Origin of the sequence: Isoptericola halotolerans (assembly GCF_003003075.1) — a bacterium.
GTDB lineage: Bacteria > Actinomycetota > Actinomycetes > Actinomycetales > Cellulomonadaceae > Isoptericola > Isoptericola halotolerans_A.
This window is the reverse complement of the sequence record NZ_PVTX01000001.1, coordinates 576,322-589,269: the sequence shown is the minus strand read 5'-3', so window position 1 is coordinate 589,269 and position 12,948 is coordinate 576,322. Positions and strand designations below refer to the sequence as shown.

Genomic DNA, 12,948 nt, shown 5'->3' with positions numbered 1-12,948 from the left:
GGTGCCGGATCGCGCAGAGTGCTCAACCGGGCGCGGTCCGTGCGGGCCGGCTGCCGTTCGGCAGTTCCGGTCTCGTTCGGCAGTTCAAGCTGCCGAACGAGACCGGAACTGCCGAACGAGAACCGAGCGTGTCGGCGGATAGGCTGGGCGGGTGCACAGCATCGACGCCGTGGACCTCGCACTGCTGAGGGCCCTCTCGCAGGACCCGCGCGCGACGACGGTCGCCCTCGCCCAGCGGCTGGGCATCTCCCGCAACACCGTGGCCGCTCGGCTGACCCGCCTGGAGCAGGCCGGCGCGTTCCGCGAGTTCGACCGCTGCATCGACCCGGCCGTGCTCGGGCACCCGCTGACCGCGTTCATCGAGGTCACCGTGCACCAGCAGGAGCTGGCCCGGATCGTCACCGAGCTCGCCGAGATCCCCGAGGTCGTCCAGGCTTACGGCCACAGCGGCGTCGCGGACCTGCGCGTGCACGTCGTCTGCCGCGACACCGACCACCTGTTCCGCATCGACGCCGCCATCCTGCGCATCGACGGCGTGCAGCGCACCGAGACGGCCCTGTCGATGGGCGAGCTGGTGCCCTACCGGATCCAGCCGCTGGTCGAGAAGCTCCGCCGCGGGCTGTAGCGGGCCTGCTCCCTGGTCGACCGACGAGCTCGCCTCTCCAGACCGATGACCGCGCGACAGAGGAGTGCATCATGCATCCGCGTACCGGCCGCACGTCCCGCCACCGGTCGGTCTGGGGACGCTACGGGCCGGCGGTCTGGTTGGTCCCGGCCAGCGGATCGATGGCAGCGGTCTTCGGGTCTGTTGCCGGTACAGCCATCTTCCTCGTGGTCAGCGCTGTCAGTGTGACGCCTGGACTCGTCTACTACTGCGACCGGTGGTGGGGCCCTGGGGTTCTGGAGCGGGCACGTCCTGGGCAGCTCAGATGGTTGATGAGCGCACTCGCCCTCGTCGTCGGCATCGGCCTCGTCGTGCTGTGGTTCACCGATGCCTTGGTCTGGTTCGTGGCAGCGCCGCCGGCCTTCTGGCTCGAGTTCGTCATCGCCCGGCGGATTCTGGCAAACCGGTATGACCGCGAAGGCATGGCCGAGCGGCTCAAGCTGAACGTCAGAGAGTAGAACGCCGACGCCGGGAAGGGTCCGGTCCCGCGCCGCGCCGTCACGCCGTGGGCAGCCGGACGACCAGGTCCGCCGCGCCGCGCGTCCCCGCGATGAGCTCCGCGTTGACCTGGTCGGAGCCGCGGGCCCAGCGGCGCGCCTCCTCGGTGCTCTTGCCGAACGCCCGGTGCCGCGCCTCCAACCGGGCCAGCCGGACGTCGTCGGGCACGTCGACGTACCAGACCTCCGCCATGCGGGCTCGCGCGGCAGGCCACGCGCCCGACGGCGCCAGCAGGTAGTTCCCCTCGGTGACCACGAGCGGCACGTCGGCGGGCACCTCGACGCCCGCGGCGACCGGCTCCTCGATCTCGCGCCGGAACACGGGCGCGTACACGGGCGGGTCCCCGGGGCGGGCGTCGGCGAGCCGCGCGACGAGCGCCGCGTACCCGGCGTCGTCGAACGTGTCGATCGCACCTTTACGGTGCTGGGTCCCGTGCGCGGCCAGCACCGCGTTCGACAGGTGGAACCCGTCCATCCCGACGCACGCGGCCAGGTCCGGCCCGAGCTCCTCGGCCACCGCGAGAGCGAGCGTCGACTTGCCCGAGCCGGGCGCCCCGACGATCCCGAGGACGGCCCGCCGCCCGGGCACGGCCAGACGCCGGGCGCGCGCGACGAGCTCCGCCGTCGTGCTCACCGGGACAGCTCCGCGAGCCAGGCGCGCGGGCCCACGTGCTGCACCCGCGTGGTCGCCACCCGGGCGGCCGTGGTGCAGGCCTCCGGCAGGGACTCGCCGGCGGCGAGCGCCGCGACCAGCGCCCCGTGGAACGCGTCGCCCGCGCCGAGCGTGTCGCGCACCTCGACCCCGGGGACGTCCACCATGCCGGAGCCGGAACGGTCGACCCACTCGACCGGGCCCCCACCGTGGGTGACCACGACGGCGCCCGCGCCGAGCGTCCGCGCGCCCGACGCGCCGTCGTCGTGCCCGGGGACGGTGAAGTCCGCGGACAGCGCGGCGACGTCCGCGGCCGGGAGGAGGTCGGCGAAGACGTCTCGCCACCGTCCGGCGTCCAGGACCACCGGCGGGCGCGAGGTGGCTCCGTCGAGGTGGTCGACGACGGCGCGCGCGATCGCCGGGTGGTGCCCGTCGAGCAGGACGACGTCGGGCGTGGGGAGCTGCGGCAGGTTCACCGGTGCGGGGGCGTCGGCGAGCGCGGCGTCCGCCGAGACGACGGACCGCTCCCCCGTGGCGTCGTCGACCAGGACCGCCGAGACGGCGAGCGGGAAGGCCTGGCCGCCGACGACGTCGTGCACCTCGACGCCGTGCGCGGCCAGGTCGCTGCGGGCGGCCATCGCGACCGGGCCGTCGCCGAGCGCGGTGACCAGGACGGCGCGCATCCCCAGCGCGGCGGCGGTCACGGCGGCGTTGGCGGCGGGGCCACCCGCGGCGACGTCCTGACGCACGGCCGTCACCTTCTCGTCCCGCCCCGGACGCGCGTCGGCACGGTGCACGACGTCGAGCGTCGTCAGGCCGACGAACCAGCAGGTGTGCATCTCTCCCCCTCCAGAGCGTTGTGGGCGCGATTTCTGGTGTTCCAACCCGGACGTAGCGGGCAGAACGGGCCATAAATCACGCCCACAACGCTGATGTCAGTGGTCGGGGCCGTCAGCGGCCGGTGCCGTCGACGGCGTGCGGCTCGATCGCTGCGATCTCGTCCTCGGTGAGCGGCCCGGCGTCGAGCGCCGCGAGGTTGTCCTCGAGCTGCGCCACCGACGAGGCGCCGATCAGCGCCGAGGTCACGCGCGCGTCGCGCAGTACCCAGGAGAGCGCGAGCTGCGCGAGGCTCTGCCCGCGCCCGGCGGCGATCTCGTTCAGCGCCCGCGCCCGCTCGAGGTAGGTCTCGCTCAGGGCGTCGCTGGACAGGAACGGCGAGTCCGACCGCGCCGCCCGCGAGCCGGCCGGCGCCTCGCCCGACAGGTAACGCCCGGTCAGCAGGCCCTGCTGCAACGGGGAGAACACGATGGTGCCCACGCCCAGGTCCCCCACGGCGTCGAGCAACGACTCGCTCTGCCGGCCGTCGTAGGGGTCCTCACGCTCGGGGTCTTCGATGTGCCGGTTGAACATCGAGTAGCTGGGCTGGTGGATGAGCATCGGGGTGCCGAGGTCCGCCAGGATCCGGGCCGCCTCCCGCGTGCGCGCCGGCGAGTAGTTGGACACGCCGACGTACAGCGCTTTGCCCTGCGCGACGGCGGAGGCGAGCGCGCCCATCGTCTCCTCGAGCGGCGTGGAGGGGTCGGGGCGGTGGTGGTAGAAGATGTCGACGTAGTCGAGCCCCATCCGCGTCAGCGACTGGTCCAGCGAGGACAGCAGGTACTTGCGCGAGCCGTGGTCGCCGTACGGGCCGGGCCACATGTCGTAGCCCGCCTTGGTGGAGATGACCAGCTCGTCGCGGTACGGGCGCAGGTCCGTGGCGAGGTGCCGCCCGAAGTTCTCCTCCGCCGAGCCGTACGGCGGGCCGTAGTTGTTCGCCAGGTCGAAGTGCGTCACGCCGAGGTCGAACGCGCGGCACAGGATGGCGCGCTGCGTCTCCAGCGGGTTGACGTGGCCGAAGTTGTGCCACAGGCCGAGCGACAGCGCCGGCAGGTCGAGCCCGGAGCGACCGGTGCGCCGATAGGTCATCGCGTCGTAACGTGCGTCGTCGGCCAGGTAGCGAGGTGCGAGAGGCATGCCGTCATCCTGGCACGCCGGACGGCACGGCGGACGCCTGCCTCACGTGCCGTCGTCGCCGACGTCGAACACGCGCCGGTACACGTCCCGGGCCTCGTGGATCGCCGCGGGGGCGATCGAGGCCACGGGGACGGTGTCGACCAGGAGCGGCTCGCAGTCCGGTCCGCGTCCGGTGACCTCCCCGGTGAGCACCCACGGGAAGCGGTCCTGCGTCATGTGATGGGCGTACTGGGACAGCTGGCGCGCCACCCAGTGCTCGAGCGGCCGGTCCCACCACGGCTCCGGGTCCAGCGGGTTGGTGCTCAGCCCCGGCAGCAGGCAGCCGCTCTCGTGGTCGCGGCTCACCGACGTGGCGTCCACCTCCGGTCCCGCGCTGAACCGGACGTAGACCGGGGACACCGTGCCCACCAGCTCGACCACCTCGGCCAGCGTCCGCAGGCGGGGGACGTCGGCGAGCGCCCGGGGTACCTCGACGGTCATCGTCGGCTCCTGAAGACCAGGCCGAGGTGATCGACCGTCGCGGGCACCGGGTCGTCCGCCAGGTACCGCGCCCGCTGCACCCGCAGGTCGAGCCCGGCCAGCCGCACGAGCAGGTGGGAAGCCACCAGCAGCACCAGGTTGCGCCCGGGGCACGAGGCCGGGCCGCCGCTGAACGGCACCAGCCCCCAGTCCTCGTCCGCGCGGCCGTCGAGCCACACCTCGGGAGCGAAGCGGTCCGCGACGTCGAGCCGCTGGGGGTCACGGTGGAAGAACGAGCTCACCACCACGAAGCCCGTCCCCGCCGGCAGCGTCCGCCCGTCCCAGTCGGTGTCCCGCACCGAGTCGCGCAGGACGGCGAACGTGGTCGGCCACAGCCGCACCGCCTCCAGCACGCACGCACGGGCGTAGGGCAGCACGGCCGGCGGGCCCTCGGGATCCGCGGAGGCCAGCTCGTCCCGGAGGCGCTCGCGGACCTCCTGGCGGGCCGTGGCGACCGCCAGGGCGCGCAGCGTGGTCGCGGCCGCGGCGTCGAAGGCGAACAGCCAGTGCGGCACCTGGCCGGCCACCGCTCCGGCGTCGACCTCCCGGCCGACGCCGGCAAGCGAGTCGGGTGCGGCCTCCCGCACGTGCGTCGCGATCCGCTGCTCGAGCTCTGCCCGTCGCCGGGTCCGGCGGGGGTGCAGCCCCGACCAGTTCGCGTCGCGCTTGAGCCGGTCCAGCAGCTCGACGAGCCCGAGGTCGTCCCGCGCACGCTCGCCGAACACGATCTCCAGCACCATCGACCACCAGGTGCGGGCGAACTGCTGGGCGTCGAGACCGCCGGTGGCACGGACCTGGTTCTCCAGCTCGCGGGCCCCCCGCTCCACCGTGTCGACGACGGTCCGCCCGCTGCGGTGGACCGCCTGGTCGGCGTCGAGGGCGGCCTCGTTGAGGGGTCGGCGCACGCGGCGCTCGTCGTGCCCGGAGACGAGGACGCCGTCGGGCTGGAAGTGCTTCAACGCCCCGCGCTTCTCCAGCGAGGCCGGCGAGTAGGGGTCGGGCGATCCCTGCAGGAGCCGCTGCACCTGGTCGGGACGCGTGACGACCACCATGCGGCGCGGGCCGAGGCGCATCGAGAGCGGCGCGCCGTCGTACCGGTCGCGGAGCGCGGCGAGCATCTCGCGCGCCCCGCGGTCCGTCTGGTGCCGCTCCGCCCAGGCGGTCGCCCGGGGTCGACGGACGATCGCGCCCTGCGCGACGAACGGCGCGATCACCGACCGCAGCACGGAGGCGGTCTCCGCCACCGACAGGTCCACCGGTTCTCCGCTCACGAGCACCCCTTCCCGACACGGCCGAGCGCAGCTGGGCCGTTGCTGGACCCGGGACCGACGCTGCCAGGAAGCCGTGAGCACGCAACACGGTGACCGGGCCCGCCTGGGTACGATCGCCGTGTCCCGCGCCGGCACGTCGGCTGAGGCGGGCCGAGGTGGGCACGGTGCCGACAGCACCGACGGGACGAGGCGGAGGGCGCGGCATGGACGACGGCGGCACGACGCGACCCGGCACGCCGCGGTCGGCGGAGTGGTCACTGGCGCTCGGGCTGGCCGGGCTGGCCTGCGCCGTCGTCCCCGTCATCGGCGAATGGGTGGCGGCCCCGCTGGCCGTCGCGTCGGTCGCGCTCGGCTCGTTCGCCATCCACGTCGCCGAGCGCGACGGGAGGCCCGGTACCGCTCGCGGCCTGGTCGGCGCGATGACCGGTGTGGTGGCGCTCGGCGTCGTGCTGTTCTCGCTGGCTGCCGGGTGGGGGCACGGCGGCTGAGGCTCGCGGTCCACGACCGAGCGTGCTACGCGGGCGGCACGGGAAAGTTGGCGCGGAAGAGGTTCGTCGGGTCCCAGTCCCGCTTGACCTGGCGCAGCCGTGACAGGGTCGGCTCGGGGAACGCGTCGTTGAGCCGCTCGGGTCGCGTGTCGGTGTCGAAGGACAGGTAGAGCCCGTCCGCGTGCGGCATCACCTCGGTGTCCCACACGTCGTCGAGCGCGGCCTGCGAGGAGGACATCGCCGAGAGCAGGAAGTTCTGCCGCCGGTGAGCGTAGGCCGTGGCCTCCACCGGGACGTCGTGGGCCGCCCCACCGGTCGCGCGGACCTGCAGGAAGTAGGCGGCGTCCGACGCCGCCACCCGTTCGAAGGCGCGGGCGGTCGCCGTGTCGAGGTGGGTCACCAGAGCGGAACGGACCGCCGGGTCGCCGCCGCCCTGGTGCTGCTTCGTTGCCGCCTGCACGACGCCGGAGTAGGGCAGCAGGTACGCCTCGTGCCCCAGGAGCGGTCCGGCGTCGGCCAACCGCTCGAGCTGGGTGACGGCCGCGACGGTGTCGTCACCGGCGTAGACAGTCATGAGCTGGGCGACCGGCCCGTTCCCACGCCGGCCTGGCGACAGGATGAGGAAGCTCGTGAGCTCGCGGGGAGCGGTCTCGACCGCCTTCCCCCAGCGCTCGAGCAGCCCGGCGGTGTCGGTGGCGTCGAGGGTCATCTGGGAGAAGACGACGTCGCCGACCTCCTGCGCCTCGATCTCGACCCAGGTGACGGCACCCAGGTTCCCGCCGGCACCGCGCAGCCCCCAGAACAGGTCGGGGTGCTCCGTGGCGGAGGCTCGCACGACGCGCCCGTCCGCCGTCACGACCTCCGCCGCCACGAGGTGGTCGATGGTCAGTCCGTACGTGCGCCCGAGGTACCCGACCCCGCCGGCGGTGGCGAGCCCGCCGACACCGACGCCGCCGTAGTCGCCCGAGCTGATCGCCCAGCCGCGCGGTGCAAGCGCTTCGGCGACCTGACTCCAGGTCGCCCCTGCGCCGATCCGCACACGGCGGGTGGCGTCGTCGACCACCTCGATGGCGTCGAGCGCCCCGAGGTCGACGACGATCCCGCCGTCGTTCGTGGACCGCCCGCTGATGCCGTGCCCGCCGGAGCGGATGCCCAGCGGGACGTCCTGCGCCCGGGCGTAGGCGACGGCTTCGGCGACCTCGGTGGCGTCGCGGGGACGGAGCACGAGGCCCGGCGCGCCGGAGCGCAGATAGTTGTGGCGCACGGTGTCGTAGGCGCGGTCGCCCGGTTCGACGGCGGTGCTCGCCAGCGCGGCCGGCACGGCGCCGTAGTCGATCCCGTCCCGGCGCAGCGCGAGTGCCGCCCGACCCCGCTGGGTGGAGGCGGGTGCGGTCCCGGCCGAGGCACGCTCGTGGTCGACCAGCTCGCGGACGGCCGGGGCGATCTCCTGGCCGAAGACCGCCATCTGCCGGGGATCGTCGGTCGGCAGGATGAAGGTGCCGATGCCGTCCTGCAGCGCCAGTGCGGCAAGCTCGTCGACCCACTGCTCGGCGGGGCCCTGCAGGAATCCCTGCGGGCGCGCGGTGATGGCGCCCTGCACGTTCAGCAGGCGGCGGATCTCGGCGGGGTGGCGCCCGGCCTCCTCGGCCGCCGCGTCGATGACGGTGTTGCCCCGCTCGAGGTCGCCGTCCTTGAGGTAGGCGAGCGAGGGCAGCCAGCCGTCTGCCTTCGTCCCGACGAGCCGCAGCATGCGCGGCTTCAGGGCGCCGAGCCAGATCGGGACGTCGTGCGCGGGCGCGGGCCCGCGCTTGGCGCCGGAAACCCGGTGGTGCTCTCCGTCGGTGCGCAGCACGCGGCGTTCGCCCGCGTTCCAGATCCCTCGGATGATCTCGATCGCCTCGTCGAGCGCGGTCACGGACTCACCAGGGGTCAGCCGACCGCCACCCATGGACTCGATCGCGTCCCAGAACACACCAGCGCCGAGCCCCAGGTCGACGCGCCCGCCGCTGAGCAGGTCGAGGCTGGCGACCGACCGCGCCAGCACGGCCGGCTGTCGCAGCGGCAGGTTGAGGACGTTGCCGGCCAGGTGCACGCGTTCGGTGGCGGCAGCCACGTAGGAGATCAGCGTCCAGGTGTCGAGGAACCCGGGCTGGTACGGGTGGTCCTGGAAGGTCACCAGGTCGAGTCCCGCGGCCTCGGTGGCCTGCGCGAGCCGGACGGGCTGCTGAGGGTCACGGTTTGACGGGGTGACGAACGTACCGAAGACCAGTTCGTGGCCGTAGTCGGACATGGAGCGCCTCCTGAGGACGATATTTAATCTGCTGAGCAGACGATAGTCGAGACAACTCATCTCGACGACATCGCATTCCGCGGTAGGATCGCCGCATGCCCTCACCCGACGCGCCCTCGCCTCTCGGCTGGTCCCTCGCCGCGCTCCTGCGCGAGTGGAAGCAGCGGGTGGCCGCGACGTGCAGCGAGCTGCCGCAGGGGTCCCGCGGCTACGAGGTGCTCTCCGCCGTCGTGCACGACGAGCCCCCCACCCAGGCAGCGCTCGCCGCCCGACTCGGGATCGACCGCACGGTCATGACCTACCTGCTCGACGAGCTCGACGCGGCAGGCCTCGCCCGGCGGCAGCCCGACCCCAGCGACCGGCGGGCGCGACGCATCGTGGCCACCGCGCGCGGACGCGAGGTCGTCACCGGGCTCGACGCCACGGTCGCCCGTGCCGAGGACGAGCTGTTGTCGACCCTCGACCCCGACGAGCGCGCGACGCTGCGCACCCTGCTCGAGCGGGCAGCCAGCGGGGCCGCACCGCACGACGACCGGTGCGCCGTCGTCGGCGGCACCATCGCACCCGCGCCCTGACCGGCGGCACCCACCCCCCGCCGCGCTTGACCCTGACACGGTGACAGACGGGAGAACGGTGTCATGTTGTCCATCGGGGCGTTCGCGCAGATCGGTCAGGTGACCCACCGCATGCTGCGGCACTGGGACACCGCCGGGCTGCTCGTCCCCGCCCACGTCGACCGGTTCACCGGATACCGCTCCTACGACCCGTCCCAGCTCGATCGGCTCCATCGCATCGTCGCCCTGCGCCAGCTCGGGTTCGGCCTCGACGACATCGCGCTGATCCTGGCCGACGGCGTGGACGTCGGTCGGCTCACCGGCCTGCTGCAGGTCCGGCGGGCAGAGGTGGCACAGGAGCACGAGCAGGCGACGGCCCGGCTCGTCGACGTCGAGCGCAGGCTCCGGCTCATCGCGAAGGAGAAGGTCATGACCAGCATCGAGATCGTCCAGAAGTCCCTGCCCGCCGTCCGGCTCGCCGCGCGCGTCACCGTCGTCGGCGCCCAGCCCGAGGTGCCCGGCGTCGTGGGCCCCTCCTTCGACGCCGTCGCCCGGGCGCTCGCACCGAACCAGGGGCTGCTCGAGACGCCGATCGCCCAGTACGACACCGGGGAGGACGGCCTGCGTGTCGTCGTGGGGTACGCCTACGGCGGCGACGCCCGACCGGGCTTCGAGATCGTCGACCTGCCGGCGGTCGGCACCGCCATGTGCGCGGTGCACCACGGGCCGGTGGACGGGATCGCCGGGTCGTGGCAGGCGCTGCACACCGAGATGACCGAGCGGGGCTACGTGCCGTCCGGGCCGTGCCGGGAGCTGTACGTGCGCGCGGAGCCGGACCACGACCAGAGCGACTGGGTGACCGAGCTCCAGCAGCCGGTGACCCGCGCCTGAAGCGCGCCGACGGTCAGGTCACCGCGCCGACGTGCCAGGGGATGAACTCCTCCGCGCCGATGCCCAGCTCCTCGCTCACCGACTGCTCGCCGGACGCGACCGCGAGGATCTTCGCCAGGATCTCCTCGCCGACCTCCTCCACCGTCGCGGTGCCGTCCACGATGCGCCCGGCGTTGACGTCCATGTCCTCGGCCATCCGGTCGTACATCGGGGTGTTCGTGGCGACCTTGATCGAGGGTGTCGGCTGGCAGCCGAACACCGAGCCGCGCCCGGTGGTGAACACGACGACGTTCGCGCCGCCCGCCACCATCCCCGTCACGGACACCGGGTCGTAGCCCGGGGTGTCCATGAAGGTGAAGCCGCGGTCGGTGATCTGCTCCGCGTACTCGTACACGGCCGTCAGGTCGGCCGTGCCGCCCTTGGCCACGGCGCCGAGCGACTTCTCGAGGATCGTCGTCAGACCGCCCGCCTTGTTGCCCGGCGAGGGGTTGTTGTCCAGGGTGCCCTGGCCCGCCGCCACGTAGTCGCGCCACCAGTCGATCCGGTCCAGCAGCTTCTTCGCGACGCCCGGGGAGGTCGCCCGCGCGGTGAGGAGGTGCTCGGCCCCGTAGACCTCGGGCGTCTCGGCGAGCACGGACGTCCCCCCGTAGGCGACGATCCGGTCCGAGGCCCAGCCGAGCGCCGGGTTCGCGGTGATCCCGGAGTAGCCGTCGGAGCCGCCGCACTCCAACCCCAGGACCAGCTCGGAGACGTCGCACTCGGTGCGCCGGCGGGCGTTCACCGCGGGCAGCATCGCTCGCACCGCCTCGACGCCGGCCCGCACCGAGGCGCGCACTCCCCCGGTCTCCTGGATGGTCATCGACCGCACCACGGTGTCCTCCGGGATCGCGGCCAGCAACCCCGAGCCGGCGGCGTCGTCCGGGGCACCGACGCCCGGCATGCCGAGGTCGGCGACGGAGCCGGAGCGCGCGGACAGCGCCGCCCCGGGCACCATCTCGCAGCCCAGGCCGAGGACCAGCACGCCCGCGACGTTGGGGTTCGCGGCGTACCCGCGCAGGGTCCGCAGCAGCATCTGACCGCCCTCGGAGTCGGGCACGAGCCCGCACCCGGACGTGTGGGTCAGGGCGATGACGCCGTCCACGTGCTCGAACTCGTCGAGGGCGGCGCCGCGGAACTGCTCCGCGATCATCTTCGCCGTCGTCGCCGAGCAGTTCACGCTCGTGAGGATCGCCAGGTAGTTGCGGGTCCCCACCCGGCCGTCCGCGCGCCGGTAGCCGCGGAAGGTCGGCCGCGGGACGCCGTCGGGCACCGTGAGCTCGGTGTGGGTGCCGCCGAGCGGCGCCTCGCGCTCGCCCGGGTCGAACCCCAGGTTGTGCGCGTGCACGTGGTCGCCCACGGCGATGTCCGCCGTCGCGACCCCGATGACCTGGCCGTACTTGTGCACCGGCGCCCCGGCGGCGACGGCCCGCAGCGCGACCTTGTGGCCGCGCGGCACGGCACCGCGGACGACGACGGCGCTCCCGTCGGGTGCGACGGCGCGGTCGTCGGGCGTGAGGTCGCGGGTGGCGACGGCGACGTCGTCGCCCTGGCGGAGCACGAGCAGGTCGTTCATCGGGTCTTCCGTCCTCGACACGGCGACAGCCCCGCCGGCCGGCAGGGCTGGGTCCGTCGGGCACGGGGCCGCCGGAGGTTCCGGTCGGCGGCCCCGTGCCCTTCGGGTCAGGTGAGCTGAGGCATCAGCTCGGGACCGAGGTGGCTCAGTTCGATGTCGCTGCCTCGACCTCGGAGAGGAACGCCTCGGCGGCCTCGTCCGGGGTCATGGAGCCGAAGAGCACCTCGGAGTTGAGTCGGATCATGATGTCCTGGACGTCGCCGGCACCGTTCGGCGGCACCGGGGGGCCGTCGACGATCTCGTCCTCGAGGTCGGCCATGAAGTCGGCGACCTTGGCGTCCGCGGCCTCGAGGTCGCCGAGGATGGACTCACGCACCGACAGGTTCGACGGCAGACCGCGGTCGGTGAGCTGCAGCGCGGCCACCTCCGGGTCGTTGAGCAGGAAGTCGACGAACATCGCCGACTCCTCCGGGTGCTCGGTGGTCGCGGAGACCGAGTAGAACATGGCCGGCTTGAAGTACATGCCGGTCCGCTCGTACTCCGTCTCGCCCGGCATGCGCAGCAGCTCGAGCTCGTGGCCCGACGCCGAGCTCAGCGCGCCGAGCTGGTTGGACCACCACACGCCCATGCCGCCGGCGTTGGTGCCCAGCAGCGAGCCCTCCGGCCCGGCGTTCTGGATCTCCACGGTGCGGCTGCCGTCCGGGGCGCCGCCGTTCTCCTGCAGGTCGAGCCCGATCTGGAAGAACTGCGACACGGTCTCGGCGTCGACGCCGAGCGAGCCGTCCTCGTTGTAGAGGTTCTGGCCCTTCTGCCGCGCGAGGATGCTCAGGCCGGCCTCGTTGAAGCCGATGTCCTGGGTGCCGTAGACGCCGTCGCCGGCCGCCTTCGAGAGCTCGCCCGAGACGGCGACGAAGTCCTCCCACGTCCAGGTCGTGTCGTCCGGCACCTCGACGCCGGCGTCGGCGAAGATCTGCGGGTCGGCCATCATCGCGTAGGCGTTGACGCCGGTGGCCAGGCCGTAGAGCGTGCCGTCGACGCGCCCGCCGTCGATCACGGTGTCCTGCATCTCGGAGGTGTCGATGTCGAGGGACTCGAGGTCCGCGAGCACGCCGCGGTTGGCGTAGTCGGCGATGAAGCGCTCCTCGTGGGTGATGACGTCCGGGGTGTCGCCGCCGGCCGTCGACGTGGCCAGCTTGTCCCAGTAGCCGCCCCAGTCGGTGTAGTCCGGGACCACCGTGATGCCCGGGTTCTTCTCCTCGAACAGGTCGATGATCTCCTGCGTGGTCTGGTGGCGGTCGTCCGAGCCCCACCACGAGAAGCGGATCTCGACGCCGTCGCCCTCGCCGCCCTCCTCGGCCTGGGTGCTGTCGGATCCGGGACCGCCGCTCGAGCCGCTGCCGCAGGCGCCGAGCGCCATGGCACCGGCCGCCGTCATGGCGATGAAGGCGGCGCGGGTCCGTCCACGTCGAGTGGTCGTTGCTCGCATGATTCTCCTTG

Annotated in this window: 13 protein-coding genes; 5 read left to right on the top strand and 8 right to left on the bottom strand. The window is 73.3% G+C overall.

The features are described from left to right. The first annotated feature begins 151 nt into the window (after window positions 1-151). Together BCL65_RS02765 and BCL65_RS17740 are read left to right on the top strand one after the other, a co-directional pair. Window positions 152-625, top strand: a complete 474-nt coding sequence (locus BCL65_RS02765) for an Lrp/AsnC family transcriptional regulator (protein WP_106264886.1) — start codon at window positions 152-154, stop codon at window positions 623-625. Between the two features lie 311 nt (window positions 626-936). Further along, window positions 937-1,122, top strand: coding sequence for a hypothetical protein (locus BCL65_RS17740; RefSeq protein ID WP_125206482.1), 186 nt, complete (start codon window positions 937-939; stop codon window positions 1,120-1,122). A 40-nt stretch (window positions 1,123-1,162) separates the two neighbouring features. On the opposite strand, the gene BCL65_RS18255 is transcribed toward BCL65_RS17740, so the two are convergent. From BCL65_RS18255 to BCL65_RS02740, 5 genes are all read right to left on the bottom strand, one after another. Further along, window positions 1,163-1,795 (bottom strand): nucleoside/nucleotide kinase family protein, encoded by a 633-nt coding sequence (locus tag BCL65_RS18255; protein ID WP_243400803.1) that lies wholly within the window; start codon window positions 1,793-1,795, stop codon window positions 1,163-1,165. Then, window positions 1,792-2,652 (bottom strand): PfkB family carbohydrate kinase, encoded by an 861-nt coding sequence (locus BCL65_RS18250; protein WP_243400802.1) that lies wholly within the window; start codon window positions 2,650-2,652, stop codon window positions 1,792-1,794. Before BCL65_RS18250 ends, BCL65_RS18255 begins: the two co-directional genes overlap by 4 nt. 112 nt (window positions 2,653-2,764) lie before the next feature. Then, on the bottom strand, window positions 2,765-3,826 hold the full coding sequence (gene mgrA / locus BCL65_RS02750) for an L-glyceraldehyde 3-phosphate reductase (protein WP_106264883.1): 1,062 nt from the start codon (window positions 3,824-3,826) through the stop codon (window positions 2,765-2,767). Window positions 3,827-3,868: 42 nt separating this feature from the next. Further along, window positions 3,869-4,306 (bottom strand): DUF6098 family protein, encoded by a 438-nt coding sequence (locus tag BCL65_RS02745; protein WP_106264881.1) that lies wholly within the window; start codon window positions 4,304-4,306, stop codon window positions 3,869-3,871. Beyond that, on the bottom strand, window positions 4,303-5,616 hold the full coding sequence (locus BCL65_RS02740) for a cytochrome P450 (protein WP_125206481.1): 1,314 nt from the start codon (window positions 5,614-5,616) through the stop codon (window positions 4,303-4,305). The genes BCL65_RS02745 and BCL65_RS02740 overlap by 4 nt, the downstream gene beginning before the upstream one ends. 164 nt (window positions 5,617-5,780) lie before the next feature. Here BCL65_RS02740 and BCL65_RS02735 point away from each other — a divergent pair, with 164 nt between their 5' ends. Next, the gene (locus BCL65_RS02735; RefSeq protein WP_181340699.1) at window positions 5,781-6,104 is read left to right on the top strand and encodes a hypothetical protein; all 324 of its coding nucleotides are present in this window, start codon (window positions 5,781-5,783) and stop codon (window positions 6,102-6,104) included. A gap of 25 nt (window positions 6,105-6,129) precedes the next feature. On the opposite strand, the gene BCL65_RS02730 is transcribed toward BCL65_RS02735, so the two are convergent. Next, entirely contained in the window at window positions 6,130-8,394 is a 2,265-nt protein-coding gene (locus BCL65_RS02730; RefSeq protein WP_106264876.1) for an LLM class flavin-dependent oxidoreductase, read from the bottom strand. Window positions 8,395-8,489: 95 nt separating this feature from the next. On the opposite strand from BCL65_RS02730, the gene BCL65_RS02725 reads away from it, so the two are divergent. Together BCL65_RS02725 and BCL65_RS02720 are read left to right on the top strand one after the other, a co-directional pair. Beyond that, entirely contained in the window at window positions 8,490-8,969 is a 480-nt protein-coding gene (locus BCL65_RS02725; protein ID WP_106264874.1) for a MarR family winged helix-turn-helix transcriptional regulator, read from the top strand. 63 nt (window positions 8,970-9,032) lie between these two features. Next, window positions 9,033-9,839 carry a MerR family transcriptional regulator gene (locus BCL65_RS02720; RefSeq protein WP_106264872.1) on the top strand — a complete coding sequence of 269 codons (807 nt, stop codon included), beginning with the start codon at window positions 9,033-9,035 and terminating at the stop codon, window positions 9,837-9,839. A 13-nt stretch (window positions 9,840-9,852) separates the two neighbouring features. Here the strand turns inward: BCL65_RS02720 and BCL65_RS02715 are convergent, their stop codons facing one another. Further along, window positions 9,853-11,451 (bottom strand): UxaA family hydrolase, encoded by a 1,599-nt coding sequence (locus BCL65_RS02715; RefSeq protein ID WP_106264871.1) that lies wholly within the window; start codon window positions 11,449-11,451, stop codon window positions 9,853-9,855. Between the two features lie 145 nt (window positions 11,452-11,596). Next, window positions 11,597-12,937 (bottom strand): ABC transporter substrate-binding protein, encoded by a 1,341-nt coding sequence (locus BCL65_RS02710; protein ID WP_106264869.1) that lies wholly within the window; start codon window positions 12,935-12,937, stop codon window positions 11,597-11,599. Window positions 12,938-12,948: the final 11 nt, after the last annotated feature.

Coding starts and splice junctions, on each gene's coding strand:
- BCL65_RS17740 (WP_125206482.1), top strand. CDS start 937: ATGAGCGCACTCGCCCTCGTCGTCGGCATCGGCCTCGTCGTGCTGTGG.
- BCL65_RS18250 (WP_243400802.1), bottom strand. CDS start 2,652: ATGCACACCTGCTGGTTCGTCGGCCTGACGACGCTCGACGTCGTGCAC.
- mgrA (WP_106264883.1), bottom strand. CDS start 3,826: ATGCCTCTCGCACCTCGCTACCTGGCCGACGACGCACGTTACGACGCG.
- BCL65_RS02745 (WP_106264881.1), bottom strand. CDS start 4,306: ATGACCGTCGAGGTACCCCGGGCGCTCGCCGACGTCCCCCGCCTGCGG.
- BCL65_RS02730 (WP_106264876.1), bottom strand. CDS start 8,394: ATGTCCGACTACGGCCACGAACTGGTCTTCGGTACGTTCGTCACCCCG.
- BCL65_RS02725 (WP_106264874.1), top strand. CDS start 8,490: ATGCCCTCACCCGACGCGCCCTCGCCTCTCGGCTGGTCCCTCGCCGCG.
- BCL65_RS02720 (WP_106264872.1), top strand. CDS start 9,033: ATGTTGTCCATCGGGGCGTTCGCGCAGATCGGTCAGGTGACCCACCGC.
- BCL65_RS02715 (WP_106264871.1), bottom strand. CDS start 11,451: ATGAACGACCTGCTCGTGCTCCGCCAGGGCGACGACGTCGCCGTCGCC.
- BCL65_RS02710 (WP_106264869.1), bottom strand. CDS start 12,937: ATGCGAGCAACGACCACTCGACGTGGACGGACCCGCGCCGCCTTCATC.